The organism is Paenarthrobacter sp. CC6 (assembly GCF_040560085.1).
Taxonomy (GTDB): domain Bacteria; phylum Actinomycetota; class Actinomycetes; order Actinomycetales; family Micrococcaceae; genus Arthrobacter; species Arthrobacter nicotinovorans.
In genome coordinates this window covers 19,959-46,473 of record NZ_JARDAN010000011.1, presented here as the reverse complement: position 1 = coordinate 46,473, position 26,515 = coordinate 19,959, and the positions used below count along the sequence as shown (strand labels likewise).

Annotated in this window: 33 protein-coding genes; 10 read left to right on the top strand and 23 right to left on the bottom strand. The window is 64.3% G+C overall.

Translation table 11 applies throughout. The features are described 5' to 3' along the window. Positions 1–44: 44 nt before the first annotated feature. Together PV760_RS13250 and PV760_RS13245 are read right to left on the bottom strand one after the other, a co-directional pair. Entirely contained in the window at positions 45–1,283 is a 1,239-nt protein-coding gene (locus PV760_RS13250; RefSeq protein ID WP_354627963.1) for a ZIP family metal transporter, read from the bottom strand. After that, on the bottom strand, positions 1,280–2,407 hold the full coding sequence (locus tag PV760_RS13245) for a multicopper oxidase domain-containing protein (protein WP_354627962.1): 1,128 nt from the start codon (positions 2,405–2,407) through the stop codon (positions 1,280–1,282). The genes PV760_RS13250 and PV760_RS13245 overlap by 4 nt, the downstream gene beginning before the upstream one ends. 81 nt (positions 2,408–2,488) lie before the next feature. Here PV760_RS13245 and PV760_RS13240 point away from each other — a divergent pair, with 81 nt between their 5' ends. Next, the gene (locus tag PV760_RS13240; RefSeq protein ID WP_354627961.1) at positions 2,489–3,163 is read left to right on the top strand and encodes a metal-dependent transcriptional regulator; all 675 of its coding nucleotides are present in this window, start codon (positions 2,489–2,491) and stop codon (positions 3,161–3,163) included. Between the two features lie 236 nt (positions 3,164–3,399). Here PV760_RS13240 and PV760_RS13235 read toward each other — a convergent pair whose 3' ends face one another. The 7 genes from PV760_RS13235 to PV760_RS13205 form a co-directional block, all read right to left on the bottom strand. Beyond that, positions 3,400–3,774, bottom strand: a complete 375-nt coding sequence (locus PV760_RS13235) for an ArsR/SmtB family transcription factor (RefSeq protein ID WP_069695551.1) — start codon at positions 3,772–3,774, stop codon at positions 3,400–3,402. Beyond that, the gene (locus tag PV760_RS13230; protein WP_354627960.1) at positions 3,771–5,024 is read right to left on the bottom strand and encodes an MFS transporter; all 1,254 of its coding nucleotides are present in this window, start codon (positions 5,022–5,024) and stop codon (positions 3,771–3,773) included. Before PV760_RS13230 ends, PV760_RS13235 begins: the two co-directional genes overlap by 4 nt. 195 nt (positions 5,025–5,219) lie before the next feature. Continuing rightward, the gene (locus tag PV760_RS13225; protein WP_354627959.1) at positions 5,220–6,092 is read right to left on the bottom strand and encodes a F510_1955 family glycosylhydrolase; all 873 of its coding nucleotides are present in this window, start codon (positions 6,090–6,092) and stop codon (positions 5,220–5,222) included. 85 nt (positions 6,093–6,177) lie between these two features. Then, positions 6,178–6,786 carry a DUF305 domain-containing protein gene (locus PV760_RS13220; protein WP_354627958.1) on the bottom strand — a complete coding sequence of 203 codons (609 nt, stop codon included), beginning with the start codon at positions 6,784–6,786 and terminating at the stop codon, positions 6,178–6,180. 142 nt (positions 6,787–6,928) lie between these two features. Then, positions 6,929–7,399 carry a DUF6153 family protein gene (locus PV760_RS13215; RefSeq protein WP_354627957.1) on the bottom strand — a complete coding sequence of 157 codons (471 nt, stop codon included), beginning with the start codon at positions 7,397–7,399 and terminating at the stop codon, positions 6,929–6,931. A gap of 91 nt (positions 7,400–7,490) precedes the next feature. Further along, positions 7,491–9,638 carry a copper-translocating P-type ATPase gene (locus tag PV760_RS13210; protein ID WP_354627956.1) on the bottom strand — a complete coding sequence of 716 codons (2,148 nt, stop codon included), beginning with the start codon at positions 9,636–9,638 and terminating at the stop codon, positions 7,491–7,493. Between the two features lie 64 nt (positions 9,639–9,702). Further along, positions 9,703–10,008, bottom strand: a complete 306-nt coding sequence (locus PV760_RS13205; RefSeq protein ID WP_354627955.1) for a heavy-metal-associated domain-containing protein — start codon at positions 10,006–10,008, stop codon at positions 9,703–9,705. A gap of 234 nt (positions 10,009–10,242) precedes the next feature. On the opposite strand from PV760_RS13205, the gene PV760_RS13200 reads away from it, so the two are divergent. Further along, positions 10,243–10,647, top strand: a complete 405-nt coding sequence (locus PV760_RS13200; RefSeq protein ID WP_354627954.1) for a hypothetical protein — start codon at positions 10,243–10,245, stop codon at positions 10,645–10,647. 181 nt (positions 10,648–10,828) lie between these two features. On the opposite strand, the gene PV760_RS13195 is transcribed toward PV760_RS13200, so the two are convergent. Continuing rightward, a complete protein-coding gene (locus PV760_RS13195) occupies positions 10,829–11,059 on the bottom strand; it encodes a hypothetical protein (protein ID WP_354627953.1) in 231 nt (76 codons plus the stop codon). Further along, positions 11,059–11,481: a response regulator transcription factor gene (locus PV760_RS13190; RefSeq protein ID WP_354627952.1), complete on the bottom strand. Its 423-nt coding sequence runs from the start codon at positions 11,479–11,481 to the stop codon at positions 11,059–11,061. The genes PV760_RS13195 and PV760_RS13190 overlap by 1 nt, the downstream gene beginning before the upstream one ends. A 203-nt stretch (positions 11,482–11,684) precedes the next feature. Between PV760_RS13190 and lgt the strand changes: the two genes are divergently transcribed. The 6 genes from lgt (at position 11,685) to PV760_RS13160 (ending at position 15,844) form a co-directional block, all read left to right on the top strand. Next, entirely contained in the window at positions 11,685–12,590 is a 906-nt protein-coding gene (gene lgt, locus PV760_RS13185; RefSeq protein WP_354627951.1) for a prolipoprotein diacylglyceryl transferase, read from the top strand. Between the two features lie 153 nt (positions 12,591–12,743). After that, complete coding sequence (locus tag PV760_RS13180; RefSeq protein ID WP_354627950.1) at positions 12,744–13,013, top strand: hypothetical protein; 270 nt, start codon at positions 12,744–12,746, stop codon at positions 13,011–13,013. A 2-nt stretch (positions 13,014–13,015) separates the two neighbouring features. Next, complete coding sequence (locus PV760_RS13175) at positions 13,016–13,954, top strand: FAD:protein FMN transferase (RefSeq protein ID WP_354627949.1); 939 nt, start codon at positions 13,016–13,018, stop codon at positions 13,952–13,954. Beyond that, positions 13,954–14,526: a ferric reductase-like transmembrane domain-containing protein gene (locus tag PV760_RS13170; protein WP_354627948.1), complete on the top strand. Its 573-nt coding sequence runs from the start codon at positions 13,954–13,956 to the stop codon at positions 14,524–14,526. The genes PV760_RS13175 and PV760_RS13170 overlap by 1 nt, the downstream gene beginning before the upstream one ends. Further along, positions 14,517–15,605, top strand: a complete 1,089-nt coding sequence (locus PV760_RS13165) for an NADH-ubiquinone oxidoreductase-F iron-sulfur binding region domain-containing protein (RefSeq protein WP_354627947.1) — start codon at positions 14,517–14,519, stop codon at positions 15,603–15,605. The genes PV760_RS13170 and PV760_RS13165 overlap by 10 nt, the downstream gene beginning before the upstream one ends. Continuing rightward, the gene (locus tag PV760_RS13160) at positions 15,602–15,844 is read left to right on the top strand and encodes a ferredoxin (protein ID WP_354627945.1); all 243 of its coding nucleotides are present in this window, start codon (positions 15,602–15,604) and stop codon (positions 15,842–15,844) included. Before PV760_RS13165 ends, PV760_RS13160 begins: the two co-directional genes overlap by 4 nt. A gap of 105 nt (positions 15,845–15,949) precedes the next feature. Here the strand turns inward: PV760_RS13160 and PV760_RS13155 are convergent, their stop codons facing one another. The 11 genes from PV760_RS13155 to PV760_RS13105 form a co-directional block, all read right to left on the bottom strand. Continuing rightward, entirely contained in the window at positions 15,950–16,174 is a 225-nt protein-coding gene (locus PV760_RS13155; protein ID WP_354627944.1) for a DedA family protein, read from the bottom strand. Beyond that, the gene (locus tag PV760_RS13150; protein ID WP_354627943.1) at positions 16,153–16,575 is read right to left on the bottom strand and encodes a DedA family protein; all 423 of its coding nucleotides are present in this window, start codon (positions 16,573–16,575) and stop codon (positions 16,153–16,155) included. The genes PV760_RS13155 and PV760_RS13150 overlap by 22 nt, the downstream gene beginning before the upstream one ends. A 272-nt stretch (positions 16,576–16,847) precedes the next feature. Continuing rightward, positions 16,848–18,200 carry a S1C family serine protease gene (locus PV760_RS13145; RefSeq protein ID WP_354627942.1) on the bottom strand — a complete coding sequence of 451 codons (1,353 nt, stop codon included), beginning with the start codon at positions 18,198–18,200 and terminating at the stop codon, positions 16,848–16,850. Positions 18,201–18,309: 109 nt separating this feature from the next. Then, the gene (locus PV760_RS13140; RefSeq protein WP_354627941.1) at positions 18,310–18,579 is read right to left on the bottom strand and encodes a hypothetical protein; all 270 of its coding nucleotides are present in this window, start codon (positions 18,577–18,579) and stop codon (positions 18,310–18,312) included. 18 nt (positions 18,580–18,597) lie between these two features. Next, positions 18,598–19,152 (bottom strand): PepSY domain-containing protein, encoded by a 555-nt coding sequence (locus PV760_RS13135; RefSeq protein WP_354627940.1) that lies wholly within the window; start codon positions 19,150–19,152, stop codon positions 18,598–18,600. A gap of 257 nt (positions 19,153–19,409) precedes the next feature. After that, positions 19,410–19,613: an ATP synthase F0 subunit C gene (gene atpE / locus PV760_RS13130; RefSeq protein WP_354627939.1), complete on the bottom strand. Its 204-nt coding sequence runs from the start codon at positions 19,611–19,613 to the stop codon at positions 19,410–19,412. Positions 19,614–19,763: 150 nt separating this feature from the next. Further along, complete coding sequence (locus PV760_RS13125; RefSeq protein WP_354627938.1) at positions 19,764–20,333, bottom strand: hypothetical protein; 570 nt, start codon at positions 20,331–20,333, stop codon at positions 19,764–19,766. 2 nt (positions 20,334–20,335) lie between these two features. Further along, the gene (locus PV760_RS13120; RefSeq protein WP_354627937.1) at positions 20,336–21,307 is read right to left on the bottom strand and encodes an ABC transporter permease; all 972 of its coding nucleotides are present in this window, start codon (positions 21,305–21,307) and stop codon (positions 20,336–20,338) included. Then, complete coding sequence (locus PV760_RS13115; protein ID WP_354627936.1) at positions 21,300–22,190, bottom strand: ABC transporter permease subunit; 891 nt, start codon at positions 22,188–22,190, stop codon at positions 21,300–21,302. The genes PV760_RS13120 and PV760_RS13115 overlap by 8 nt, the downstream gene beginning before the upstream one ends. A gap of 8 nt (positions 22,191–22,198) precedes the next feature. Further along, positions 22,199–22,927, bottom strand: a complete 729-nt coding sequence (locus tag PV760_RS13110) for an ABC transporter ATP-binding protein (protein WP_354627935.1) — start codon at positions 22,925–22,927, stop codon at positions 22,199–22,201. Positions 22,928–22,990: 63 nt separating this feature from the next. Next, positions 22,991–23,308, bottom strand: coding sequence for a hypothetical protein (locus tag PV760_RS13105; protein ID WP_354627934.1), 318 nt, complete (start codon positions 23,306–23,308; stop codon positions 22,991–22,993). Between the two features lie 80 nt (positions 23,309–23,388). Between PV760_RS13105 and PV760_RS13100 the strand changes: the two genes are divergently transcribed. Then, complete coding sequence (locus PV760_RS13100; RefSeq protein ID WP_354627933.1) at positions 23,389–24,816, top strand: sensor histidine kinase; 1,428 nt, start codon at positions 23,389–23,391, stop codon at positions 24,814–24,816. A 100-nt stretch (positions 24,817–24,916) separates the two neighbouring features. Here PV760_RS13100 and PV760_RS13095 read toward each other — a convergent pair whose 3' ends face one another. Then, complete coding sequence (locus PV760_RS13095; RefSeq protein ID WP_354627932.1) at positions 24,917–25,621, bottom strand: response regulator transcription factor; 705 nt, start codon at positions 25,619–25,621, stop codon at positions 24,917–24,919. A 157-nt stretch (positions 25,622–25,778) separates the two neighbouring features. On the opposite strand from PV760_RS13095, the gene PV760_RS13090 reads away from it, so the two are divergent. After that, positions 25,779–26,501 carry a phosphatase PAP2 family protein gene (locus PV760_RS13090; protein WP_354627931.1) on the top strand — a complete coding sequence of 241 codons (723 nt, stop codon included), beginning with the start codon at positions 25,779–25,781 and terminating at the stop codon, positions 26,499–26,501. The last annotated feature ends 14 nt before the right edge of the window (positions 26,502–26,515 follow it).

Sequence of the window (26,515 nt, the reverse complement as noted above, 5' to 3'; positions counted from 1 at the left end):
CACGCAATTGTGTACTTTTGTCGGTGAGGCTCAGAGCGCCGCTGTCAGGCCTGAACCAGCAGACCCGTGGCGAACATGATGGCAAGGCCGAGGATGATGCCGGCGCTGGCCAGCGGGGTCAGTACCTTGCCGGCGTGGTCTTTCATCAGGGGCAGGATCTTGAGGGCGACCTGGGCGACGGCGCCTGCTCCAAGCCCCAGGAGGAAGGCCGAGAGCGCGGGCTGGTTGACGGTGGCCCCGATGAGGGCTCCGGCGATGGCCGGTGCCCCGGCGATCAGACCCAGTACCGCAAGCCGGCCCAGTCGTGCGGGTTCCTTGGCCAGGGGCGTGACGATGGCGAGGCCTTCGGTGGTGTTGTGGATGGCGAAGCCCACAATCAGAGTGGCACCGAGCGCCAGCGCTCCCACGGCGTATGCGGAGCCGATGGCCAGCCCTTCGCCGAGGTTGTGCAGACCGATGCCGATGGCGATGAGCAGGGCCAGTCGATGTGGCGGCAGGGCGGCGGGTTTTCCGGTGCTGCTGAGGTCCTGGTGTCGACGCATCCAGGCATCGGTGCCTTCGAGCACCAGGTACGCGACGAGGGCGCCGAGGAACACCACCAGGGGGCCGCCAAACGCGCCGCTCCCGGCGACCAGTTCCATGCCTTCGAGCGTGGCGTCGACGGCGAGGAAGGCCAGGAGCCCGACCGTGACACCGAGCAGGAGCCTGATCCAGGCCGCTGAGGAGCGGCGGATGAACGGCATCCACAGCATGCCCACGGCAACCGGAATGACGCCTACGTAGATGCCCAGCAGGGTCATCAGACCGAAGAACGAGGTGCCGCGTTCGGGGCTAAGGGCTGCTGCATCAACCGTGGCGGGGATTTTGCCGCCGATGGAGGTGACGAGGGCTATCTCGTACGGGTCCCCATCCACCCAGTGGTAGCTGATGGTCAGCGTCGTGGTTTCGAGCGGGGCCATGGTTTCGCGCGTCTGGGTGAAGGCCGCGTAGTAGTCCGAGACGTTCACCTGGGCGATACTGACGGGGTCCGGGCCCTCGTTGCGGGCAGTGACCTGGATCTGGCCGGGCAGGAAGCGGACGTCTTCGACGGCGATCTCTTCCTTGGGTGGGATGCCTTCGGACAGCTTCGCCAACCCGGGGCCGTTCAGCAAGGCGAACACGGCCATCAGGACGACGATAAGGACCAACGGTCCGAGGCCAAGCAACCAGCCGGGCACCGGCGGACGGCGGCCACCGGGAGGAGTGGGCGATACCGTCGTCGTGGTTTGTTCTTCAATGTTCATGCCGGGGTCACCTCGAAGAAGCCCATCCAGCCGAGTTCGGCGAACTCGGTCTTGTGGGCGTGGAACATGAACTTGCCGGGGTAGGGGAAGCGGATTTCCACGATGCCGCGTTGGCCCTGCACCTGGGAAATGGTGTCGGTGAATTCACTGGGCGTCAGCATGGTCCCGGTCGGGTAGTAATGGAAGAAGTTGCCATGCACGTGGAAGGAGTTGATGGGGTCATACTCAAGCACATTGATCAGATGGATCCGCACCAACGCGTTTTGTTTGACCTGGACGGGGTAGTCCATGAAATGGAACGGCAGCCCGTTGACCGAGTAGAACTCGTTATCGTCCCCGCCATCGGTGTTGTAGCCGTTCATGACCATGACCATCTCGTCATCGGCCGGCGGTCGTCCCTCTTTGGGTTCGATGATGAATCCGCCGTAGAGGCCCTTGGCGATATGGGGTGCCAGTGGTGACTGGTGGCAGTGGTAGAGGTGGGTGCCGAACGGTGTGGCATCGAACTCGTAGGTAAAACTCTGGCCTGGCGCAATGGAGCCGGCGCCGATCCCGGGAGTGCCGTCCATTTCCGCCCGGTGCACACCGTGGAAGTGCATGGTGTGCGGATGCGCGCCGGCGTTGGTGAAGTGGATCCGCAGCAGGTCTCCTTCCCGCGCCCAGAGCGTGGGCCCGGGGATCCGTCCGTTGTAACTCCATCCCGGAAAGGTCACTCCGGGGGCAATTTCGAAGTCCTTGTCCACGGCCACGATGTCCCATTCCCGCAGTGTCCGCCCGTTTGGCAGGGTGCTGGTCTTCCCCCGGTCGAAGTCCCGCAGGATGGCGGTGGGATCGATCCCGGCCCGGTCGACCGGGACGGATCCGCCAGCGAAGCCGGCGTGGCCGGCATGGCTCATGGAAGTGGCGCCACCTGCGGAACCAGCAGTGGCCGCGGCCGGGCCGCTGGTGGATGCTCGGGGGGTGGTGTTCTGGGCGGGCGTGCCATGACCGGAGTGCGGTCCTGCGCCGGAGGCCTGGGCCTCACGGGGCGCCAGTGACGAGAATGCCGGCACTGCGGCGAGGGCTGCGGCGCCGGAGATCATCGACCGCCGGCTTAGCAGCTTCTCCAAACTGAATTTCGGCACACCGACTCCTAGATTTCAACGCTGAAAACAATATTGTTCGGTAAGCCTAACATTTGGGCGGCGTTAAAGTAGTATGAAGCAATGCTCGTAACTGACCTATCCACCTCCGCCCAGGACTACCTGAAGCTGATTTGGTCCGCCACCGAATGGTCCGCCACCCCAATAACCGTCAGTGCCATGGCCGAGCGCCTGAGGGTGCGGCCATCCACGGTCTCGGACGGAATTAAGAAGCTGGCTGCGCAGAATCTGGTTACCCACGCCCCCTACGGCGCCATCGAGCTGACCCGGGAAGGCCGGGAACACGCTGTCACCATGGTCCGCAGGCACCGTCTCCTGGAGACCTTTCTTGTCCAGGTTCTCGGGTATGGCTGGGACGAGGTCCACGACGAGGCCGAGACCCTTGAGCATGCTGTCTCGGACAAACTCATCGAGCGCATCGACCAGCGACTGGGGCATCCCAGGCGAGATCCCCACGGCGACCCGATACCGCCTGCTGATGGGTCCCCGATTCAGACAGTAGGAACACAGCTGTCGGCCACTGCCGCGGGAAGTACGGTTGCGGTCATTCGGATCTCCGACGCCGACCCGGAGATGTTGCGCTTTTTTGCCGAACTCGGGCTCTCACCGGATACCCAATTGTCCATACGGCCGCCGCGGCCCTATACCGACCTGATCACCGTCCGGCTCCACGGACAAGACGAGGACATCGACTTGGGCGCCTCAGCCTCAGAAGCAATATGGGTGGTCCCTGTGTAGGCTGAACCTCGCGATAGGCCTCGACTTCGTCGCATGTCGACGAACGTGATAGCGGCCAGACCCAAGAGACAGATCACGGATCCAACCTTGGCCCGTCGGTAGGTCGAAAGCGGTCGGAAACAATGCCCCCGACAAAGGAACCTGCTAAGAACACCCCGCCATAGGAATGTGGCCGTCGGGCTGCAAGGTCAGCGCGGATCCGTACATTGCCAGGGTGTGACGACACGCAGAAGGGTTTAGCCGTGGGCTGGTTCCCCGGTTACCTGATGGTCGGCATGGTTGATGGTTTCCTGGATAAGTCTGGACAGGTGGCCGTCGTGGAGGGAGTAGATAACGCGCCGGCCATCTTTGCGGGTATCGACGAGTCCGCTCAACCGTAGCTTGGACAGGTGCTGGCTGATCACCGTCCGTGGAACAGACGCGGAGTCGACGAGTTCGGTGACGGACTTCGGGCCCTGCGCGAGCTCCCACAGAAGGTGTAGCCGGGTTGGTTCGGCGAGCATCCGCAGGGTGCCGGCGGCGCTCTCAAGCAGCTCCGGCCCAGGCCTGCCGGGGTGGAAAAGCGAGGGCTCGCCAAAGGCGCCGCCTAACGAGCTCGGCTGGCTGCTCAACACTCCACTCCTTCGTTCATGGATTTCAAGGTACTCATGGCGGTGGGCCGGGGCCAGGACAGGAAGGCTCCCACACTGCCCAGTATTGCAAGAATCGTCAATCCCAGTGCAGCCCAGCCCAAGCCGGAGGCCGCTCCGATCCAGCCCGCCAGTGGGTAGCTGAGGATGTAGCAGGCATGCGAGAGCGAGAACTGCGCCGTGAAAACATAGGGGCGGCTCTCCTCTGTCGACGCGTCCCGCAGCAACCGCGCGGACGGTGTAAGGATAGTGGAGTTGCTCGCGCCGAGCAGGAACCACAGGGCGAGCAACCACCACCATCCAGCGCCCGGGGCAGCCAGGAACGTGACCGTCGTGGCAGCTGCCAAGGCAACCGGGATCAGTGCCGCGCCGCTGAGCATCACCGCCCGATCCCCGAAACGCTCCAGCACGCGTGGTGCCGTCACCGCCACGACCATCGAGCCGACCCCGAAACAGGCCAAAACCAAGGCAAGGTCTGTCTCGGGGCGATGCAGAACGTCCCGGACATAGACGACAGAGTTCACCAAGACCAGCGAAGTCGGGGCGGCGACCACCATATTCAATGCCAGCAGCGACCGCAGCCGTCGGTTCCGCCAGAAGATTCTGGCACCCAGGGTAGTCCGGTGCCACAAAGAACTGGCCGCCTCCGCGCCGTTTAGAGCGGTCGGGGGAAGAGCCGTAAAGGCGACCATCCCGGCGGAGAACATGAACCCGGCCACGGTGCCCAGGAACAGGTTGTTGTAACTGACGACGCTCAGCAGCAGCGCCGCCGCTGCAGGGCTGACCAACGCCTCCATGTCATAAGCGAGCCTGGATAAGGACAAGGCACGGGTGTAATCACGTTCGCTTCTCAGCACGGTGGGGATCAGCGACTGGAACGCCGGGGTAAACGTCGCCGACGCCGACTGCAGCAGGAAAATCACCAGGTAGATCTGCCACGCCTCCGTGATGAACGGCAGGCACAGGGCCATCGCAGCCCGCACCAAATCTGCCCCGATAAGAACCGGCTTCTTCGGTAAACGAGCGACCAGAGCGTTAATGACCGGGGCGAAACCCACGTACGCCAGCATCTTGATCAGCAAAGCCGTGCCCATGATCGCCCCGGCGTTCCGACCGGCAATGTCAAAGGCCAACAGGCCCAGCGCAACTGTCAGAAGCCCGGTACCCACCAGCGCCACTACCTGGGCCAAAAACAAACGACGGTACGTCGTATCCTGCAAAACAGACAGCATCGTAAACCCTCAACAAACCGATTAGGTGCATATGTGCGTATATATGCACCTAAAGATACGCTGTTGTGTCTTGCTCATCAACCCGAACAGCGGGGCTACGTCATGCCCACCGGGCCGCCCTGTCTGCCCTTGGACCAATCAGACTGCCCGCACGTCGCGACAGCTGGAGCACTGATTCAAACGTGTCCATGCGCTTCAGACGGCGGGGTGGAAACTCGTTCCATCCTCGGTGGAAACAAAAATTCCGTCCGGTGTGGCAGCCCAGATGCGGGGATTCCCGCCCCCGCCTTTGACGGCCGCGATGGCCAGGACTTCACCATCGATGCGCCCCTTTTCGGTCCAAGTGGCTCCGCCGTCGGATGAGTAGTAGACCGTTCCGTCGGGGGCAACGCCTGCCGCCTCGTCCGGGGTGGCGAAAGCGGCGTACTGGATTACCGGGCCGGTCGTGTTCAGTGTCCAGGTGGTTCCGCCGTCGGTGGAGCGTTGGATCCCTTCGGTGGTGGTGCCCAGCACGATGTCGCTGTCGGGATGCCCGGCCAGGACGGCCGGGGCGAAAGCGGCGGCGACGGTTTTCCAGGTTTTCCCGTCGGGGCTGCTGCGCAGTTCCCCGTCGTACGCGACGATGCCTGATTTAGTGGTGGCCATGGCATGGAAATCGGATTCGCCTTGCCGGGAGAGCTTCTCCCAGCGTTGTCCTCCGTCGGTGGATTTGATCAGTCCGAGGGGGTTGGGCAGGTCAGAACCTTGGCCCGGGTGGCCGGAGGCGTAGAAGATGCCGTCTTTTCCGATGGTGAAGCCCATCAGGTCGTTGGTGCCACCGATCTTGGTTGCCGGCTGCTTGGTCATGTCGAAAAGCCCGTCGTGGGTGGCCAGCAGTACTTGGCCGGTATCACCGTCGACGGTGAGTCCGTGCACGTGGCTGCTGGGCAGCGCCTTGTCGGTCACTTGAATGGATGGTGTGCCGGTGGCCGAAGGGTTTGCCGGGGCGCAAGCAGCCAGGGCAAAGACGAGCAGGGCGCCGGTGAGAACGGCTCCGGCGCGGACGGGAATGAGATTGGAAAGTCGCATGGAAGGCTCCAGTGTTGGGGGGAAGGTAGAGGGACGCCGCCGGCCCCGCTGGTCTAAGTGACGGGACCGGCGGATCAGAGGCTGGTTAGAGTGTGGCCAGCAGTTTCTGCATTTCCTGGATTTCGGCTTCCTGGGCGCTCACGATGTCCTTGCTGAGCTGGACCGCTTCCGGATTCTTGCCGTCGGTGCTCTCGGTCCGGGCCATGGTCACGGCGCCTTGGTGGTGGGCAATCATCTGGGTCAGGAACAGTTTGGCTGCTTCAACTCCTTGGGCGGCGTCGAGCTTTGCCATGTCATCGGCGCCCATCATGCCGTCCATGCTGTGCCCAGAGGGCGTCTGGGTGGATTCGCCCCAGCCCGCCAACCAGCCGGTCATTTTCTCGATTTCGGGCCCCTGGGCTTCTTTGATCCGTCTCGCCAGGGCGGTGACCTCGGCAGGGATGTCCGGCTTCTTAAGGATCGTCTCGCTCATCTCCACGGCCTGTGCGTGGTGGGGAATCATCATCTGGGCGAACATGACGTCCGCGGCGTTTTGGTCCGCAGCCGCTACGGGGCTGGATGAGCTGCTGCCATGGTCCATTCCGGACATGGATGTCCCGGAGGATCCGGAACCGCCGGCGGTACCGCAGCCGGCGAGGGCTAGTGCGGTGGCGATGGCTGTCGCGGCTACGGGTAAAAGCTTCTTCGTGTTCATGAAAATCAGGTCCTTCACAAGTTCCGGGGGCGCGCAGGCGCCCCGCAAGAAGAGAGGGGTGTGCAAAAGAGGAGCCTGCGACAGCCTTGAGGGGCTGCCGACGGCAACGAAAAGGTTGCCCGGAACCGGGCGGCCGGGTTGCCTACGTTCTGCTGATGGACAATTCACCCGGTGAAGGACTGCCGGGACGGTACGACCATGGAATGCTCGGTGCGTTGGCAGACTCCGAGGAGGGCGTTGTGATGGAGATGCTGGTGTTAGGAAGGGGTGCTGTCAGGCCGCCTGGCGCCACGGTCGGGATGCAGGAAGTGGCCATAGCGTGCTGGCTTGAGCAGTTTCCTGAACACGAGCATTGCGCCGGGGAAGCGGCGTCGCCCAACATGGTCAGCTGGACTACGGCATTTTCCTGCGGCGCGGGACCATGGTTGTCGTGCCCGGTGACGGTGGTGCCCGCAGCGGACGTGCCTGCTTCGGAAACGGTCGTGCCCGCGTGCGCCGAGTGGGCGCCGGTCATGACGTGCATTCCGAGGATCCCGGCGATGAGGGCGAGAACTGCGGCCAGAAGCCCGACGCTGAGCAGGGTGGATCCGCTGGTGGTGCGTTGTGCTGCCATCACGGTCCTCCTGTCTGCGTGTTGTTTCAGGCTACCGGTACCGGCACCACCCTTCCTGTGAGGTGGAGGCCGGTACCGTGTCCCTGTTGGGTCAACGAACCTGTGAGGGGTTCAGTTTCACGCGCCGGAGCAGTTGGGCGTTGAGTGCGACCACGATCGTGGAGACGGACATCAGGACCGCCCCGGCAGCGGGGGAGAGCACGATCCCGGCGAACGCCAGGACCCCGGCGGCCAGTGGGACGGCGATGACGTTGTACCCGGTGGCCCAGACAAGGTTCTGCCACATCTTCGCGTAGCTTGCCCGGGACAGGTCCACCATGGACAGCACCGCCCTCGGGTCGTTGCCGGCCAGGATCACCCCGGCCGATTCCATGGCCACATCTGTGCCGGCACCAATGGCGATACCGACCTCCGCGCGGGCCAGAGCAGGGGAGTCGTTCACGCCGTCTCCGACCATCGCCACCCTCAGGCCGCGGGCCTGCAACTCTGCGACCTTCTTGTCCTTATCCGCAGGCAGAACTTCAGCGAAGACCTCATCGATGTCCAACTCCGCGCCCACCGAGTTCGCGACTTGGGTGGCGTCGCCGGTGATCATGGCAACCATCACGCCCCGGCTTTGCAGTGCCCCCACTGCCTGCCGGGACTCAGGACGAATCGCATCCTCAAGGCTCAGGGCCCCCAGCACCTGTTCGCCGTCGATGACGTGCAGCACGGCCGCGCCGCGGTCCATCCATTCACGGGTTGAGGCCGCCAGCGTTTCGGGCTCCGCGAGTCCGAGTTCGCGCAGCAGCGCCGGTCCGCCGACCTGAATGGTTCGCCCATCGATCATGGCCCGCACGCCGCGGCCTGTCATCGAGGCGAAACCCGTCGCCTGCGGAAATTTCAGGCCTCGCTTATGTGCTGCCCGAACGATGGCCCGGGCCACGGGGTGCTCGCTGTCGGATTCGACGGCTGCGGCCAGGGCCAGCAATTCATTGTCCCCGGCACCGTTGGTGGTGGCGGTGTTCCTGACCTCGGGTTCGCCTTTGGTCAGGGTTCCGGTTTTGTCGAACAGGACCACATCGATGGTGCGCATCCGTTCCAGTGCGATCCGGTTCTTGATCAGTACCCCGGCCCGGGCGGCCTGTTCGGTGGAGATCGCAATGACCAGAGGGATGGCCAGCCCGAGGGCGTGCGGGCAGGCGATCACCAGAACCGTCACGGTGCGGGTGACCGCTTCGGGGAGGCTGCCCAGCAGCGTCCAGGCAATGAATGTGATGACACCGGCGATGGTCGCGAAGTAGAACAGGAACGCCGCTGCCCGGTCAGCGAGGGCCTGCGCCTTGGAGGAGGAGGCCTGCGCTTCGGCGACCAGACGTTGGATGCCGGCCAGCGCCGTGTCGTCCCCGACTGCCGTGACGGTGACCCGGACGGTGTTGTCGGTGGCAACGGTTCCGGCCACGACCGGGTCCGCCACGGTGCGCAGGACTGTTTTGGACTCCCCGGTGATCATGGATTCATCGAACTCGGCCTGCCCCTCAACGATCGTGCCGTCGGCGGGCATCCGCGCCCCGGACCGGACCAGGACGATATCCCCGGTCTTCAGTTCGGAAACCTTGACGGTTTCGACGCCGTTGTCGGTGACACGTTCTGCTTCGTCGGGCAACAGGGCCGCCAGCGCGTCCAGAGCGCCCTGGGCCGAGCCGAGGGCCCGCATTTCGATCCAGTGACCGAGCAGCATGATGGCCACCAGCAGTGCCAGCTCCCACCAGAAGTCCAGATCGAAGTTCCCGATCCGCAGGCTGGTCGCCCAGGACGCGAGGAACGCGACCGTGATGGCCATGCTGATCAGCAGCATCATCCCTGGCTGCCGGTTCCTCAACTCGTTCAGGCCGCCCTTGAGGAACGGCATCCCTCCGTAGAGGAAGATCACCGTACCAAGCACGGGCGGAATCCATGCCGATCCCGGGAATTCAGGGGGCATGTACCCCAGAAGGTGCCCGAACATCGGGCTGAAATACACGACCGGGACCGACAGGGCCAGCGTCAGCCAGAACCGGTCCTTGAACATGGCGGTGCTGTGTCCGGCGTGCTGGCCGTGGCTGTGCACGGCATGGTCATCCCGGTCCTCGTGACCGGACAGGTGGCCGTGGTGCTCATGCACGGGCGACGCTAGCCCCTCTGGAACGGGCTGTGATTCCCAGTCGGCTTCACTGACCTGAGATGGGTGGTGGGTGTGGTGATGGTCTTGCTCTGCCATGGTGCGCTCCTCCAGTAACGGCCGCGTCATCGCACAAAGCGGCGCAGGCCGATGTGGGTTCGAACTAGCGGGTCAGGCTGTATCCAGCCGACGTGACGGCGGCCCGGACGGCCGAAGGATCGGCCGGTCCGGAAACGACCAGGCGGGAAACACCGCCGGAGACAAGTTCAACGGTCGCGGTGTCAACGCCCTCGACGGCCTTGACGGCCTTCTCGACGCTGGCGACACAACCGCCGCAGGTCAGGTCTTCCACGGCGAACTCGACGCCGGCGGCCTCGGCACCTGCAGCCGTGCCTTTGTCGGTGGAGCAGCAGCCGCAGCCCGCTGAGGACGACGTCAGCGGCAGTTCAGTACGTGATGGTGTGTGCATGTCAGTTCTATTCATTGCAGAAGATGCGATGGCGCTGTGGTTGAACGGTTGTAAAGAGGCGAACCAAGCCAGGCCTCCGCGACATACCACTCACTGACAACACCGCCAACATACCCCCTGGGGGTATGTTATTGCAATGCCTTCCTGCTGATCCAAGACAAAGGGCAGAAAATATTGATCCGGGCGCAGGGGAGGGCCATCCTTGAGGAAGCCCAGACACGAAAGGAGGCTGCAGTGGATCGTTCCCGCCCAGGAACGGAAACCCCACGGCCAGTGGCCGAAGGGCTAGCTGCCCTGACCCACATCGACACCGTAGGTTTCCATGGCATAGCAACAAAGCTCACCGGGGCAGAGCCGACAATCGACCGGAACTGGGCGGCGTTGATCCGTAACGCCCATATCGCCGTGGCAGTTACCGTCTGGCCAGAAGACATCCGACCCGCTGCCGACAGATTCACCACGGCCGCCGCACTGCTAGTCACCGTCCTGGAACAGCGTGACATAAACGCTGTCGCCGATCCGGCGAAAGAACTCCATATCGCCTACCACGCGCTCAGTGATGCAGGCTGGAGCCACCTTGCATCAACGGCAGGGATTTCCAGCGGCAGCGGACATCACGACGCCGGACACTCCCACTGAGAATTCGTCCCATCCGAGCAAGGCTTGATCAGATACTAACGAGGCTGCCGACACGCCCTGCCGGACAGCTCGCCGTCGGAGACACTCGACTCGTCCGGGTCGTTCAGCGGATCTGGATGCTTGCTCATGATGGCTCTCGCAGGCCACCGTACTGCGCTGCTCAGGATAGGACCGCACAGCTTCAGGCAGCAGGCCTGTCATTTCCATGCTGTGGGCTCCCTATCGAGAGTGGCGGACCGTGATATGCCGTGACGGCCGCCCTGGTCCTGAACAGCCGGTACAGGACGCCCGCGGGACCAGTGAGGGCCAGAACGATGAGGAGAGAGAGGGTTTGGAGCAGGAACATCAGCAAGGAGATGCCCAAGGTCGTGCAGTAAACCAGGCTGAAAGCGAACGTATCCGGTCCGGTCATCAGCCTTGTTCTCTGCACCGGACTAGTGCAGCGGGCCCGGCAAGGCGGCTGGCTTGCGGTGCGGGACAGAATTCGGTTACCAGCGCCCGGAGTTGTGCGGGGCGGAAGGGTTTGGCCAGGTAAGCACTGGCGCCGGCTGCCATGCCCGCGAGTTCGTCTGCTGTTTCGGCGAATGCGGTGATCATGAGCAGGGGCGCGGAGGAGACGGTTCGCAGTTGCCGTGCTATTTCGCGGCCGTCTATATCCGGCAGGCCGATGTCCAGGGTAATCAGCGCCAGTTGACGCTGTGAAGCGGCCAGTAGCCCCGCGGTCCCGGTTTCTTCGGTGTGGACCTCAAAGCCCTCTGCCGAGAGGATGAGGCTGATCAATCCCTGAATGTCGGCGTCGTCTTCGATTACCAGACATGCACCGCGTGTGCTCATGCCGCCTCCACTTCTCCGGCTATTCTAAGCGACCGCTTCCCGTGCAGGCGCCTCGAGTCGGCATTGAACTTAGCCGGGTCCGGACATACCCTGTCCGGTGCCGCGGCATGGCCCGGGACCAAGGTGTTGGCTCCTTGGCCGGGAGGGGCCGTAGGCTTGGCAGGTCGTTGCACTCCTTCGTTCATTTCTTCCGGCAGGATTTCATGGCTGCTTTGGTCCCCACTGATTCGTTCATTCCTTCACCGACCCTCAGCGCCGTGCATCTGGGGCCGCTGACCGTTCATTTCTATGCCGTATGTATCCTGGCCGGCATCATCCTGGCGATCTGGCTTACCTCTCGGCGGTGGCAGCAGCGTGGCGGGCAGGCGGGCCAGGTGCTGGATATCTGTCTGTGGGCCGTGCCGGCAGGGATTGTCGGCGGACGGATCTATCACGTCATCACGGACCCGGAGCTCTACTTCCTTCCCGGACGGAATCCTTGGGCCGCCTTCGCCATCTGGGACGGTGGTTTGGGGATCTGGGGCGCCGTCGCACTTGGCTGTGTCGGAGCGTGGATTGGGTGCCGCCGATTGGGAGTGTCCTTCGTGGCGTTCCTCGATGCGGTATCCCCCGGAGTGCTGTTTGCTCAGGCTCTGGGCCGGTGGGGGAACTGGTTCAACAACGAACTCTACGGGGATCCGACGACACTTCCTTGGAAACTCCAGATTCACCGCATGGACCCCGCGACGGCTGCAGCGGCTACGGATCCCTCCGGGGCACCCATCGTGCTGGGATTCTTCCAACCAACGTTCCTCTACGAGTCGCTGTGGTGCCTGCTGGTCGGCGTGGTCATCATGGTCCTTGATTCGCGCACGCGGCTCGGTGCCGGGAGCGTGTTCGCTCTGTACGTCGCGGGTTACTCGGCCGGCCGTTTCGCCTTTGAACTGATGCGTTCCGACTATGCCAACCTGATTCTGGGGCTTCGGGTGAATACCTGGGTCGCGGGCCTGTTGGTCCTGGCTGGCGCAGCAGCCTTCGCAGTGTTGCGCCGGAGGGACCGCTCAACGGCGAAACCCGGCACACACCAACCAGCCGTCCCGGCGGGGAAACGGCCTCCCGGGACCAGTTAGTTCGGAACGGGCGGGCTCCCGCCCGGCAGGGCACTGGCCCGAACGCGGCCGGCCGTGGCTATGGACCTGATATTCCGTGGTGGTTCAGGGCTTCCTCTCAGGTGGCTCTTATCCCTCTGGTGGGACACTCGGTCCTAACGGAAAGGAGAGGCCATGGACGGGGCAGTGAATTCACGGGTCCGGGCGTTGGGTGCGGTACGGCGCTGGACCATCACGGCGATGGTACTGTCCGGGTTGGCGACCGCCGGTATCGGCGCCGGTCTGGCCTCCATCCAGAATCCCCCAACCACGCAGAGGGCCAGCGTGCAGCAAAGCCCGGCTGCACCCGTTGCACCAGCCCCGGGAGGGGCATTCGGGAGCGTCGCCCCGGCACGGAACGCTCCGGCTGGCGCCCTCCCGCACACCACCACGAGGGCGTCCTAGCCATGGACGCGGTCCAGGCCACTTGGTTCCCAGCGATCGGCACGACTGCCGGGGTGCACGCAACGGAACCCGAAACCTTTGACGAAGCAGTCAACACCGCCCGGCAGTGGCTGGAACAGCTGGATCGGGCCGCCTCGCGGTTCCGCGCCGATTCTGAGCTCCGGGCCATCAATGCCCGCTCGGCCCGCGAACCGGTGACTGTTCTCCTGAGCCCGTTACTCGGCGAAGTCCTTGACGCCGCGCTTCTCACTGCGGCCCTGACCGGCGGCCTGGTCGATCCCACCGTCGGTGCTGCCCTGCTCCACGCCGGCTACAATGACGACTTGGCCGTCGTCCAGAACCGGACCGGATGGACAACGGACGGTGAACCCGAACCGGCACCGGGCTGGCGGCAAATCAACTACACCTCGGAAACGAAGGTCCTGGCCCTCCCCGCTGGCACGGTTCTCGACTTTGGCTCCAGCGCAAAAGCCTACGCCGCCGACCATCTTGCCGGGCTGCTGGCACGAACCCTGCCCGGCGGTTTCCTGATCGACCTGGGCGGGGACATCGCCGCGGCCGGCACCGCACCGGAGGGCGGCTGGCAGGTCGGCATCGAATATGACGCCGGCCGCGTCGCCCAGGTCATTTCCCTCACGAACCAGGCACTGGCGACCTCATCCACCCGGCACCGGGTGTGGGCCAGCGGGTCCGGGACTGCACACCACATCATCGACCCGCAGACCGGGGCCCCGTCAGAGCGGATCTGGGCCGAAGTGACCTGCCTCGGAGCGACCGTCTTGGAAGCAAACGCCGCGTCCACCGCCGCAGTCATCATGGGTCTGAAAGCTCCGGCGTGGCTGAGCGCTCACGGCATTGACGCCCGGTTGCACAGCATGGACGGCTCGACGGTGATGACCGGGAACTGGCCCTCGGAGCACCAGGTTACCGGGGCCCGCTGATGCCTGGGGTCAGCGAAGTTTTCTGGTTCCTTTCCCGCGCGGGCGGGATCACGGCCTCGGTCTTGTTGACGTTGACCTTCATCCTCGGAGTGATGACCTCGGGGCGGCGGCGCCCAGAAGGCATCGGCACTACCGTCGTGACCGGCCTTCACCGCAACCTGGCTCTGGGGATGATGCTCTTTCTGGTGCTCCACGTAGCCACGGCCGTGGCGGACGGCTACGTCGATATTGCATGGGTCGCGGTCTTCCTGCCCTTTGCCGCCGGGTACGAACGGGCCTGGATCGGGCTCGGTGCCATCGCTGTCGATCTACTGCTAGCTGTGATCCTGACCTCTGTGCTGCGCCAACGCATCCCGGAACGGTGGTGGGCTCCGGTTCACGTTGCGACCTACGTGCTGTGGCCTGCATCGATCGTGCACGGCATCATGATGGGCACCGGGAGCGCATGGATCCTGCGGGCCGTGGGCCTGGCATGCCTGGCGGCCGGGACGGTGGCCATCGTCTACCGGTTCATGAACCGGCAGCCCGACGAGACCCGCCGCGGCGCCATTGGCAGAGAACCATGGCGATGAACCTCAGGACGCTGGAAGCGGCCGGCCTGACCGGGCGCAGCGGTTCGGCGTTCGGCACGGCACGCAAAGTCGATGCGGCCCGACAGAACGGGGCCGAACTGATCGTTAATGCCTGCGACGGGGAAATCGGTGCCCTGAAAGACGCCTATGTCATCCGGCACCACCTGGCATGGGTCCGGCACGGCGCTGCCCTGACCGGCCTGAGAAACGTGACCTACGCAGCCCACACCGGAACAGAGACGGAGGAGCGCCTACGCGCCGCCGGTGTTCCCGTGCTGCCCGTACCGGCCCGCTACGTCGCCTCCGAAGCCAGCGCTCTCGTGTCGTTGCATCACGGGAGTCTTGCCCGTCCGATGACCAAACGCCGCCGCCTGATCGAGGGAGGACGCACCCCCGATGGCAAGAGAACCCGGCCCGTTCTGGTCCTGAACGCCGAAACCGTGCTCCGGATCGCCCAGATCGAGGTCTTCGGCCCCGCCTGGTTCCGGTCCTTTGGAATCCCAGCCGAACCCGGCCCCCGCCTGGTCACCATCAGCGGCGCCATCCAGGCACCGGGAGTGTACGAAACTGAAACCGGGCCGCCACTGAGCCGGATCGTTTCGCTGGCCGGCGGCCCACTCCCGGGGGTCCTGGCACTGAACATCGGAGGACTCAGCGGCACCTGGATCAACGCATCCAGGATCGGCTCCCTGCACTACAGCGCCGCATCCTTGGCCACCGTCGGCACGGCCCCCGGCCCCGGCGTCATCCACCTGATCGACTCCTCCGGTTGCCCGGTAGCCGCGGTGAAGGACATGCTCGACTACGCGGCCAGGGAATCTGCCGGACAGTGCGGGCCCTGCATGTTCGGGCTCGCCGCAGCGGCCGGAGACTTCGCTGAACTGGCCTCAGGCGCCGGCAGACCTGGCGCAGCAACGGCCCTGCGTCAACGGTTGGGACTGCTTACCGGCCGAGGGGCCTGTCACTTCCCTGACCGGATCGCAGCGTTCACGCGCTCCGCTTTGGAGGTCTTCACCGATCACCTCAGCGCCCACGCGGCAGGCTATTGCCCTGTCTACGAGAGCCGGGGGCGGAAATGATCCGCCGTTTCCGCCGACCGGTTCTTCCGGAGTCCCCGGTTCTGGCCGTGGACCGGATCACCTGCACCGGGCACGGGGTGTGCGCGACCATGCTCTTCGAACACATCACACTCGATGACTGGGGATATCCGGTTTTTCACGGACCCATCCCGCGGGCACACACCTCGGAACTGGCGCTGCGGTATTGTCCTGCTCGGGCTCTGTATTGGCGGAACGGGAACGACGAGGGAAAAAGCTGACACCCACCTGGCCCGGAAGACGCACCACGCCACGTACTTGCGTGCAGTCAGGGAAGCATGCGGCCGGCTCTCACGTACTGCAAGGCGCCGGGCAAGCGCCGTGCTCTATTCTTTGGGTGCGGAGACGTCCCTGGCGGTGCGGCGCCGGCGTACGTGCCATAAAAGAAGGCCGGCAAGAACGATCGCCGCCGTGGCCAGCGCGGATCCCTGCCCTGCCAGCCGGGCAATGCTCTGGTATGAATTACCGGCGAGAAATCCCAGCATGACCGCGCCGGCTCCCCAGATCAGCCCGCCAGCCGCGTTAAAGGTCAGGAACCGCAGGTAGGGCATGCGCGCCATCCCTGCCAGAGCGGGCATGACAGCGCGGAAGAACGCCGTGAAGCGGCCGAGAAAACGGCCGTCCCGCCCCTTCGACGCAGCAGCTCCCGGGCTTTGGTCACCTGCCGGTCCTTGCGGGCAACTATCCGCAGGCGCATGATGGCAGGGCCGAAGAACCGCCCTACCTCATAACCGACAGTGTCGCCGGTGATGGCCGCGACCACGACCAGCACGATCACCAGCCACAGCGGAAGCCGGCCGTGGCTTGCCAGGACCCCGCCGAGAATGGCCGCTGTTTCCCCCGGTATCACGAAGCCCAGGAAAAAGGCGTCCTCGGCAAAGACCAGAGCGAAAATCAACAGCGCAGCCAACGTCGGGCTGATGTTCAAAATGCCGTCGACAAACTGGGTCACCCGACGTCCCTTTCTCGTGAGATCCTCAACCTGGTTCCCGCATCGTAGACCTGCCGAGGTTCGGTTCACTTACAAGGGCTGCCTGGCCTTAATCCGAATCCCGCCCCCACCGTTTCGAGGGTGCCCCGCTTTACAGCAGCCCTTCCAGCCCCATCGCGAGGACGCCGTGGGTGCGGAACCTGGGGCGGTTGTGGGGCCTGAAGGAGGGTCACCGGCCCCACCCGCGCGGCCCGGTACAGCCGCCGCTCTCAGGTTTGTGGAGGTGTTCAGGCTTAGGGCTGTACGGGGTCGAGGGTGGCGGTAAGGCTCTGTTCGTGGCCGTCGCGGATGAGGGTTACGGTTACGGCGGCGCCGGCGGGTTGTTCGTGCAGTGCTGCGGTAAGGTCTGCGGTGTCCAGGACGGGATGGTTGTTGATTGCTGTGATGAGGTCGTCTTTCCGGATGCCGGCCTTTTCTGCTGCGGATCCGGCGGTGACCTCGGTGACGGTGGCGCCACGGGAGAACCCGGAGCCCTTCGCCGCGGCGTCCGTGGTGGCTTTGATGCCGAGCTGGCCATGGGTTGCCGTCCCGGAGGCGGTGATCTCCTGGGCGATCCTCTTTGCAGTATCGATCGGGATGGCAAAGCCGATCCCGACGTTGCCCACCTGCGCGCCGGCAGTGCCGGTGGAAGGAGATGCGATGGCGACGTTCACGCCGATGACCTCGCCGCGGGCATTGACCAGGGCCCCGCCGGAATTGCCCGGGTTGATGGCCGCGTCGGTTTGGATCACTTCCAGGCTGGGGCTGCTACCGGACGCCTGTGGAGCGCTTTTCGCGGGTCCCGGGGCGGATTGGGCCGACGGCGGTGCCGTGCTGATGGTCCTGTTCAGAGCCGCGACGATTCCTTTCGTCACCGTCCCGGACAGGCCCAGCGGCGTCCCGATCGCAACGGCGGTGTCACCGACATTGATCTTTGACGACTCTGCCAGGACTGCCGGGACCAGGGAGGGGGACTGGACACGGATCACGGCCAGATCCGCGAGCGGGTCGGCGCCCACCAACGTCCCGGCGTAGACGTGGTTATCGTTGCTGCGTACCTGAATGGACGGTGAGCCGGTGGCGCCGTCAAGAGTGACCACATGCGCGTTCGTCAGGATGTCTCCTTTGGCGTCCAGGACGATCCCTGACCCGATGCCGCGGGTGGTGCCTGAGCTGACGGCGAGGGTGACGACGCTCGGTGTGGCTTTGTGCGCTGCCGTGGCGACGGTGTCGCTGGTACCGGTGCTGTTCACCACTATCCGTGATGTTCCCGGCGACGCGGACACCCCTGCTGTTGCCTGGCCGTCCAACAGTGCGTCCGCGCCGGCCGCGACCGTGCCCCCGATCAGGGCGGCAACTACAAGTGAGGCGGCAAAGACGGGGGTGCTGCAGCGCCGTGTCCTGCTGGACCGACCGGGGGCAACGGTAGCCGGTGGCTGGGGGGTGGTGACCGGCGGGGCCAACCGGGAGGGATCGGCATGGTCGGCGTCATCCCACGGGATGGATCCTTGACCCGGGTACGCCCACGGGTCGTGGGCGGCTGGTCCGGGCTGCGCCGGATGAGGCCCACGCCAACGGGGGCCCGGGGGATCTGGGGTGTGTGTCATCAAGTCCGTCCCTGTGAGCTGTGTTGCAGGCGGTATTCCCTGCAGCAGGAAAGCGAAGGTACCGGCTTTGGCAGGTGACGCCGGCGCCGGGAATGGGCACCCGATTTTCTCAGGTGTGGGGTTGTTCATGCTCCGGAGCAGTGGTGCGGTTTATGAGGTGTTCCAGCAGTGCTGCTTCGGGCAGGTCGGGGTTCCGGGAGATACAGGCCTCCAGCTGCTTCCAGCTCCGTTCGGTCCCGGCCGTGGTGTCGGCCAGGAGTTCGTCGATCAGTTCCCGGGCCTGCTCCCGCAGTGTCTTTGCCGGGGCCCCGGGGGTGGAGGGAGGAACAGGGGCTGGCCAAGCCCCTTCCCCTTCCCCCTCCTCGTTTGATTTCATCATTTCCTGTGCCCTCGGGCCTTACTTGGTGCCGGGGGAACTGGTGTCGGGGGTTTCGTTGGACTCCGTTTCAGCATTGTTGTCGGTCCCCTTCGGGCCGTTCTCCTGGGTGTCGGCGGTGCCTGTGGCAAGGACGGTGGCGTTGCCGGCATCGATCTTCACTTCGTGTACGGCTCCGGTGTTGTCTTTGACCGTCACGTCGTAGACCAGGGACCCGTTTTCGTCACCGAGGTGGGATGCTGTGGCAGTGGATCCTGGTAGGGATGCCGCGGCAGCTGTTTCGGCGGCTTTGGCGTCGATGGTTGCCACAGCGGCCAGGTTCGCTGACTCCTGGGCCTCGGATTGCTCCCCTGCCGTTTCGGGGACAGTGATGGAACCTTTGAGCTGCGGTTCTTGCTGGCCGCCGTCGGACTTTTCACCGTCGGTTGTGCTGCCGGTAGCCGGTGAGGTGGCCGGTGGCGATGGTGTGGTGCTGGCGTTGGCCGCTGAGAGCCCGACGACCGCGGTGCCGCCAATGAGTGCCAAGCCGGCAAGTGCCCCGATGAGGGTCTTGCGTTTGCGTGAGGTGTTGTCCATGATCATGCCTTTCGGTGAGGAGTTGTCAACGCCGCCCGGGTCCGGGGTTTCTTCGGCGCCTATAGCCAGTTTCGGCCCCGGGCCCTTAGAGGACGCTGAGGGTTCCTGAGTATTCCCCGGGCGTCGGACACGGACGGGGGAAGGGCAGGAACATGGGGCCGGGGCGCTCTTGTGAGACAGGAAATCCGGCAGCGTGTGGCCGCGTCAACGTCCAGGCCTAGCGGTCTCCTGCCTGCGTCGTGGGTGCCGTCTGTGGGTCAGAGGACGAACGCGAAGACGAGGCCGAGGATGGCGAGTGCTTCTGTCAGGGCAAGTCCGAGGAATGCGATGGGTTGAAGGACTTTTTGTGCTTCGGGCTGGCGGGCCACGCCGTTGATATAGGCGGCGAACACGAGCCCGACGCCGATGCCGCCGCCGATGGCGGAGAGGCCGTAGCCGATGAGGTTGAGACTGCCTTTCATGGTTCTTCCTTTCAAGTGGCCCGTTTCCGGACGTGGAGGTCATGGTTGGAGCGCCCGCCAGGACCGTGTGTTCCCCTAGGGATCCGTGCGCTGGTCGCGGCGCTGGGCCGGTTGGCCGCCCGGCAGGGGTTTTGGGCGGAGGTTTTAGGGTCAGTCTGTTTTTTCGCCGGTGCCTTGGGCCTTGGTGGCTGTTCCCTGGGCGGGGGCGTAGCCGGGGGCGGCGGCTTCGATGTTGATCGTCACTTCGTTGGCGGAGCTGCGGTAGAGGCTGTATTTGTTTTCCGGGTAGTGGCCGGGGCCGGTGCCGTTGTCGAAGTAGATGGTGGTGCCCTGTCCGGGGGTGAGGGTGAGCCCGTCAAGTTTCTGGTAGTAGGCTTCCGAGGCGCCGGTGGTGGTGTCTTTCATGGTGTAATACACCTCCAGTCCCGTCATAGGGGTGGTGGTGGTGTTGGTGAGCGTGAACTGGAGCCGGTCTGCAAGGGCGGCTTTGGTGGCGGGATCGATGTTGTTTTCGGCCAGGGCGTCCGTGAGCGTCAATCCCGGTTTGGTTCCCGTGGCGGTGATGGGATTGGTGGTGACAGGCAGGACGGTGGGCGCCGAGGTGGTGGCCGAGGGCGCGGCTCCGGGCTGTGCCGGGCCGGTGATGGTGGCCTGCATGATCAGGACAGCGGCCACCAGCACCGCGACGAAAGCCCCTAGGCTGAGGAGTGTTTTTTTCATGGTCAGTTGACCTTTCTGAGTAGTTTGGTCCGGGTGGCAGCGAGCAAGGATCCTGTCAGTGCGGTAGTGAAGCCGGCCAGGAGCCAGAGGGTGTTGTTGAATGTCCCTGCCCAGATCACGTTGAAGGGCTGCCCGTTGTACTTGTCTTTGATGCCCAGCCAAGCGAAGAGCGGGCGTTCGAATTGTTTCGTCATCGAGGTTTGCTCAATGAGGTCCCGGGCTGTTTCGTATCCGCTGAAGTTGGCCATGATGGCCTGTTCGTGGGTCTTATCGACCTGCAGGCTGGCGAAAAGGCCTCCCGGGATTTGGTTGTCCGGGTCCATGGTGTCCCCGATCTGGGGGATCACGAGCACCACGACGAGCCAGATGACCAGTGCCAGGATCAGACCGGAGGCGGGGGTCCGGGTCAGCGCTGCGACGGTGAAAGCCAGCAGCGACCACATGGTCAGGTACAGGGCGGTATGCGCCGCGGCGACACCGAGTCTGACGTAGTCGTCGCTTTGCAGGGGTGCGTTGGCCAGCAGCAGCAGGGTTGCGGTGATCACGGCGAACAGGACACCGGTCACTACTGTCCAGAGAATACCTACTGCCAGGATCTTGCCCGCGGCGAAGGTGTATCGGCCCAGTGGGCGGCTGAAGATCAACTGCAGGGTCCCGTTGCCTCTTTCCTTCGCCACGAGCCCGTACCCGAGGATCACAGCGAACAGGCTGCCGACGATTTCCAGGTATTCCATGCCGCCGCGGAGCATTTGCAGGGCTGCCAGCTGTGGTGGGGCGGTTCCGGCGGTCCCGCCGTTGCTGCGCAGCGCGGCCACGTAGTTGTTGTAATCATCGATCTTGATCCGGAAATCCGCTGCTGCGACCAGGACTGAGAGCAGAACAACGGCGGCGAGGAACATGATGAGAGCGACCAGAGCGCGGCTGCGGGTGAGGTCTTTGAGTTCCTTCGCGCACAGCATCAGGGATTTAGGCATGAAGTTCGCTCCTGATCCGTTGCCTGTTTGTGGCCAACAGCACCACACACACCGTGACGAGGGCGGCTGCGAGGATCAGCACAGGAGCCGTCACGGAGCCGGACGCGGACTGATCCTGGAGTATGGTGGCGGCGGCGTGCTTGAACTGCTCACCCACCGCCAACGGCCCGGTGACACCGCTGGTGACCGCGAAAAAACCGGTTGGGGCGGCCGCCGGGGCAGGGACCGGGTTCAGCAAAGAGACCGGCAGCGTCGCGGTGCCTGCCAGAGGCAAGATGAAGATCACGATGCTCCACAGGACAATGGGCGCCAGCAGCGCCGTGGTGGTGGATGATGTGTGAAGGCCGCTGAGCATCCCCAGAACGAGGAAGGGCATCAGGAACAGCCACGCCAGGGCGTAGAGGCCCACAAGCCGCAGGGATTCATCCCAGGTCGGCAGGGCGCCTGTGACGATGGCGATGCCGGCGAAGGTGAGGAGGGCAGCGGCCAGCAGCAGGACGGCGAACAGGGCGGCGAGACCGGCGAGTTTGGCCGCCAGGTAGGTGGCAGGGTTGATATTGCGTGACAGAACCAGGTCGGCGGTGCGTGCACGCCGGTCCCGGGTGGTGGACTGGACGCCCGTGACGATGGCCAGCAGCGCCCCGATCAGAATGATGTAGATGACGTTGTTCCGGGCGAAATAGAGGGCCGGCAGCCCGTCGAAGGGGTTGCGCGCCGCCGTCAGACCCTGGGCGGCGACTTCCCGGTAGACGTCGCTGACGGTGGCCTTGGCGCTCGAGCCGATGAAAGCGGACGCCGCTGTCATGCCCAGGAACACCGCCAGCACCCCGCGAGGCAATCGCTCACGGGAGATCGCGGTGATTTCCTGCCGGAAAGTCACCATCCACATGTTCACGGCCGGGCCCCGGCTTCGATGTGCAGGTAAATATCTTCCAGCGATTCCTGGTCCGGGAAGGCCTCCAGGGTCGCGGCCACGGAGTTGTGGTAGATCAGGTTGCCCGAGCTGAGGATACCGATGCTGGTGCAGGTCTTGGTCACTTCGGCCAGCAGGTGGGTGTTCATGAAAATGGTGATCCCGAATTCCCGGTTCAGGTTGATGATGATGTCCCGCAGTTTCGCCACGCCCTGCGGATCAAGCCCTGAGGTGGGTTCGTCCAGGAACAGGACCGAGGGTGTATGCAGGATGGCCTGGGCGATCCCTGCACGTTGCCTCATTCCCTTGGAGAAGGTTCCAAGCCGCTCCCGGCCGTGACCGGTGAACTCCACGGCCTCCAGCGCTGCTGCGACCATCTGCCGTGGCCGGGCAACACCGGATAGCCCGGCGAAGAAGAGCAGGTTCTCCTCCAAGGTGAGGTTTCCGTAGAACTGAACGTTTTCGGGCAGGTACCCGATGTTCCGGCGGACCTGGGATGCTTCCTTGTCGATGTCATACCCACAAATCCGCCCGGACCCGGAGGACGCTGGAATCAGCGTCGTGAGGACGTTTACCGTCGTGGTTTTGCCGGCTCCGTTATGACCCAGGAGACCGAAGATCTCGCCCTCGGGGACACGGAGGGTCAAAGGGTTCAGCGCGGTGTCCCTGCCGTACTTCTTGGTCAGTTGCGTAGTTTCGATTGCCATGTCCATGCCGCAACGGTAAAACCGGGCCGCTAAGAGCAGCCTGAGAGAACCGCAGGCCAAGGCTCAGGGGTTTCCTGAGTCGAAGCGGCCCAGAGTGTGAGGGGCCGCATCGAGATGTTCGCGCTCATCATCGACCAGCCGCTCCTCGCGGTGCAGTTCCTGCGGGAAGCCCTGCGGAATGACCGGATCAGCAGGTCCGGAGGCCAGGCTTGCCGGCCCGCGGCCCCCGTTGGGGGCAAGAACCGGCGCGGTCATGGAAACCGGAGCCACGGACGAGGCCGGGTGGTGGGAGTGTTCGGCCCCAGCGGCGGCCCCGATGCCAAGAGCCGAGACAACGGCCAGGGTCAAAGCGGCGGTCAGAGATGCACGGAGCTTCTTCATACCCCCACCCTTTCGTGGCTTTCCTGAGGAAGGGCTGTGCGCGAGTTGTTCGAACGAGGGGGGTGACCGATCCTTGGATCATGAACCAGGACAGTTCCGCGCCCGCAGCAGACGGGGACGCAGGATCCAGGAAGCGGTGGGGCATCCGTAAACGCGCCACCACGACGGCGATGGCAGTTGTTGCAGCGGCTTTGGCGGTGGGGGGAATTATTTTGCTCGTGTTGTTGCAGACGTCGCTGATTGCCGCCACGGAGAGCGCCGCCCGGCAGAAGGCCCAGGATGTGATTACCCAGATCAATGATCAGGACGTCACCGAAGCGGCCCAATACATTGCCTCAACAGCCCATTCTGGCCAGATTGTTCAGATTCTGGACCCGGCAGGGAAAGTCCTGGCTGCGTCCGTCCCGGCGGCGACTAAAGAACCGCTGTCGGATTTACGGCCCGGCCCCGGACAGACCCTGACCCGGGACGTGTCCAGTCTGCAAAGCATCGGTGATGAGGATGAATTCCTGATCATCGCCAGCGGGGCACAGGACCGCACCGGAACTTATACCGTGTTGGTGGCAGCGACCGTGCAGGTCCAGGCGGACACCGTCGCGACAGTGGGATGGTTTGTGCTCGGAGCCGCCCCCGTGCTGCTGGCCGTTGTCGGGGCCGCGGTCTGGATGCTGGTGGGCCGGTCGTTGCGTCAGGTCGAGCGGATCCGGGGCCAGGTCGCAGCGATTAACGCCCAGCGCCTGGACGGACGGGTGGACGTGCCACCGACCGGAGATGAGATCCATGCCCTCGCGTTAACGATGAACGAGATGCTTGAGCGGCTCGAAGCCTCCGACCGTGAGCAGCGCCGGTTCGTCTCCGATGCCAGCCATGAGCTCCGCAGCCCCCTGGCAACCTTGGGCGCCGGGGTGGAAATTGCTGCCGCCGACCCCTCCGGGGAAACATGGAACGGCATGAAGGACGTCCTGGCCGGGGAAACAGCCCGGATGCGGTACCTGGTCGAGGATCTGCTCACTCTCGCCAAAACCAATGACGGGACGTTCTCGACCAAGCACACCGATGTTGACCTCGACGACGTGATGGACCAGGAAATCAGGAGACTCCGTTCTACCAGCCGCCACGGGATCACCGCTCACCTGAGCCCTGCCCGCGTGAGCGGTGACTCACGACGCCTGAGCCAGGTGGTACGCAACATCCTGGACAACGCAGACCGGCACGCCCGCTCCTGCATCACCATCGGGCTGGCAGCCGGACCCGCGGGCGCCGTGCTCACCATCGACAATGACGGGCCGCCGATCCCCTTACCGGAGCGGGAACGGGTCTTTGAGCGTTTCGTCCGGCTCGATGAAAGCCGTTCCCGGGAAAGCGGCGGCAGTGGACTCGGACTGGCCATCGCCGCAGGGATCATGGCATCACATCACGGCACAGTCCGGGCCACCGAGACACCCGAGGGGAACTGCCGTTTCGAACTCACATGGCCCCCCGCAGCCGACCCAATCCACGGGTCCTGACTGCCCGAAGGCACCGGAGGAACCGGTGCAGCGCCCCACACCAGGGCCGCGAACATTCAATGGAAACCCTCAAAGTGGGCCGCCCCCGCTCCGGGACACGTCAGGTCCCGGACGTGCTCTCCGACCTGCCGGGCTTGTCCGCGCTGATCTGGTATCCCATGCCCCGGACCGTCGTCAGGGTCTGCACGCCGAACGGCCCATCGATCTTGCGCCGCAGATAGCCGATGTAGACTTCCACGACGTTGTCGCCGCCCTCGAACGCGGGATCCCAGACGTTGTCCAGGATTTCGTTTTTTGACACCACCTGGTCATGCCGGCGCATCAGGTATTGCAACAGCCCGTACTCCCGTGGCGTCAGCCCGATCAGTTCATCGCCGCGCCGGACACTGCGGCTGACCGGGTCCAGGCTCAGCGTTCCCAGCGTGAGCACCATGGGCCGTTCCGGGGCCCCGCGGCGTATGAGCGCCCGGATCCTGGCCACCAGGACGAGGAAGCTGAAGGGCTTGGTCAGGTAATCATCGGCGCCCAGATCGAAAGCGTCCGTCTGGTCGTACTCCCCATCCTTGGCCGTCAGCATCAGCACCGGGGTCCAGATCTTCCGTTCCCGGATCTCCTTCAGGACGTCATAGCCGTTTTTCAAGGGCAGCATCAAATCCAGCAAGATCACGTCGTAGGGGTTCTCCGTAGCGGCCCAGAGTCCGCTGACCCCGTCATGGGTGACATCGACCACGAAACCCTCGTTGGTCAAACCCCGTCGGACAGTCTCAGCCAGCATCTTCTCGTCCTCGACCAGCAGGATGCGCATCCTGGGCTCCTTTCCTCGTTGGAAGGAAGTATCACGGACCCCACCTGAGCCAAACCTGAGGACCAAACGGGGGAAGTTCCTCTCAGCATCTTCTCAGGGCCGAACCGCCAGAGTGGAGACAACACCCTCCTGCACGTCTAAGAGTCTGGATTACGCCGTGGACCTTGCCGCCTCCCGCCAACAGGGGACATCCCTGGGACTACGGTCCTGGTACTGGATTCCCGCAGGCATCATCATCTTTGCGGGCGCTGTCGCCGGGGGAATGACAGCCAAATCCCTGGGGCCTTTCACGCCGGAGCTCGGTCTCGATATCACCTTGAGCCATGGCCGCAGCGCCGCCCTTGTGGGCATCAGTGAGTTGATCAATTATGGGATCAGCCCGCCGGGCGCGATCGTCCTGTCGTTGCTGCTGTGTTCCTGGCTTTGGTGGGGCAGAGGCATGCCGCTGCAGGCTGTGGCGTTTGGTTCGGTCGTTGCCGTCGGGTGGCTGAGTTCAACTGTCGGCAAAATCCTTGTTTCCCGCTCCCGGCCCCCTGGTGAGGCTGTTACCGCCCTTGTCCCGGAAACACGGCTCGACAGCTTTCCTTCCGGGCACACGGCATTTGCCACGGCCATGGCCTTGGCGTTTGTGATCGTTGTGGCGCGCACCAGGGCCCAGAGGATCGTTGCTCTTGGCCTTGGCGCAGCGGGTGTAATTTTGGTTGCTTTCTCCCGGCTCTATCTCGGGGTCCATTATCTGAGCGATGTGGCAGGGTCTGTGGTCATCAGTACCGCAGCCATCCTGGCGTGGTTGCCGTTGTGGAACAATCTGATAGCACCACGCCTTGCCCGAACCGCGCTGATAGCTCGTCTGGAACGTGCGCAGCCCCACGATCCATAACCGGACTCCGGGAG

Bases quoted from the DNA above. Each gene is read 5' to 3' on its own strand.
- PV760_RS13250 (WP_354627963.1), bottom strand. From the start codon at position 1,283: ATGAACATTGAAGAACAAACCACGACGACGGTATCGCCCACTCCTCCC.
- PV760_RS13240 (WP_354627961.1), top strand. From the start codon at position 2,489: ATGCTCGTAACTGACCTATCCACCTCCGCCCAGGACTACCTGAAGCTG.
- PV760_RS13230 (WP_354627960.1), bottom strand. From the start codon at position 5,024: ATGCTGTCTGTTTTGCAGGATACGACGTACCGTCGTTTGTTTTTGGCC.
- PV760_RS13225 (WP_354627959.1), bottom strand. From the start codon at position 6,092: ATGCGACTTTCCAATCTCATTCCCGTCCGCGCCGGAGCCGTTCTCACC.
- PV760_RS13220 (WP_354627958.1), bottom strand. From the start codon at position 6,786: ATGAACACGAAGAAGCTTTTACCCGTAGCCGCGACAGCCATCGCCACC.
- PV760_RS13215 (WP_354627957.1), bottom strand. From the start codon at position 7,399: ATGGCAGCACAACGCACCACCAGCGGATCCACCCTGCTCAGCGTCGGG.
- PV760_RS13210 (WP_354627956.1), bottom strand. From the start codon at position 9,638: ATGGCAGAGCAAGACCATCACCACACCCACCACCCATCTCAGGTCAGT.
- PV760_RS13205 (WP_354627955.1), bottom strand. From the start codon at position 10,008: ATGCACACACCATCACGTACTGAACTGCCGCTGACGTCGTCCTCAGCG.
- PV760_RS13195 (WP_354627953.1), bottom strand. From the start codon at position 11,059: ATGACCGGACCGGATACGTTCGCTTTCAGCCTGGTTTACTGCACGACC.
- PV760_RS13190 (WP_354627952.1), bottom strand. From the start codon at position 11,481: ATGAGCACACGCGGTGCATGTCTGGTAATCGAAGACGACGCCGACATT.
- lgt (WP_354627951.1), top strand. From the start codon at position 11,685: ATGGCTGCTTTGGTCCCCACTGATTCGTTCATTCCTTCACCGACCCTC.
- PV760_RS13180 (WP_354627950.1), top strand. From the start codon at position 12,744: ATGGACGGGGCAGTGAATTCACGGGTCCGGGCGTTGGGTGCGGTACGG.
- PV760_RS13175 (WP_354627949.1), top strand. From the start codon at position 13,016: ATGGACGCGGTCCAGGCCACTTGGTTCCCAGCGATCGGCACGACTGCC.
- PV760_RS13170 (WP_354627948.1), top strand. From the start codon at position 13,954: ATGCCTGGGGTCAGCGAAGTTTTCTGGTTCCTTTCCCGCGCGGGCGGG.
- PV760_RS13165 (WP_354627947.1), top strand. From the start codon at position 14,517: ATGGCGATGAACCTCAGGACGCTGGAAGCGGCCGGCCTGACCGGGCGC.
- PV760_RS13160 (WP_354627945.1), top strand. From the start codon at position 15,602: ATGATCCGCCGTTTCCGCCGACCGGTTCTTCCGGAGTCCCCGGTTCTG.
- PV760_RS13155 (WP_354627944.1), bottom strand. From the start codon at position 16,174: ATGCCCTACCTGCGGTTCCTGACCTTTAACGCGGCTGGCGGGCTGATC.
- PV760_RS13145 (WP_354627942.1), bottom strand. From the start codon at position 18,200: ATGACACACACCCCAGATCCCCCGGGCCCCCGTTGGCGTGGGCCTCAT.
- PV760_RS13140 (WP_354627941.1), bottom strand. From the start codon at position 18,579: ATGATGAAATCAAACGAGGAGGGGGAAGGGGAAGGGGCTTGGCCAGCC.
- PV760_RS13135 (WP_354627940.1), bottom strand. From the start codon at position 19,152: ATGGACAACACCTCACGCAAACGCAAGACCCTCATCGGGGCACTTGCC.
- atpE (WP_354627939.1), bottom strand. From the start codon at position 19,613: ATGAAAGGCAGTCTCAACCTCATCGGCTACGGCCTCTCCGCCATCGGC.
- PV760_RS13125 (WP_354627938.1), bottom strand. From the start codon at position 20,333: ATGAAAAAAACACTCCTCAGCCTAGGGGCTTTCGTCGCGGTGCTGGTG.
- PV760_RS13120 (WP_354627937.1), bottom strand. From the start codon at position 21,307: ATGCCTAAATCCCTGATGCTGTGCGCGAAGGAACTCAAAGACCTCACC.
- PV760_RS13115 (WP_354627936.1), bottom strand. From the start codon at position 22,190: ATGGTGACTTTCCGGCAGGAAATCACCGCGATCTCCCGTGAGCGATTG.
- PV760_RS13110 (WP_354627935.1), bottom strand. From the start codon at position 22,927: ATGGCAATCGAAACTACGCAACTGACCAAGAAGTACGGCAGGGACACC.
- PV760_RS13105 (WP_354627934.1), bottom strand. From the start codon at position 23,308: ATGAAGAAGCTCCGTGCATCTCTGACCGCCGCTTTGACCCTGGCCGTT.
- PV760_RS13100 (WP_354627933.1), top strand. From the start codon at position 23,389: ATGAACCAGGACAGTTCCGCGCCCGCAGCAGACGGGGACGCAGGATCC.
- PV760_RS13095 (WP_354627932.1), bottom strand. From the start codon at position 25,621: ATGCGCATCCTGCTGGTCGAGGACGAGAAGATGCTGGCTGAGACTGTC.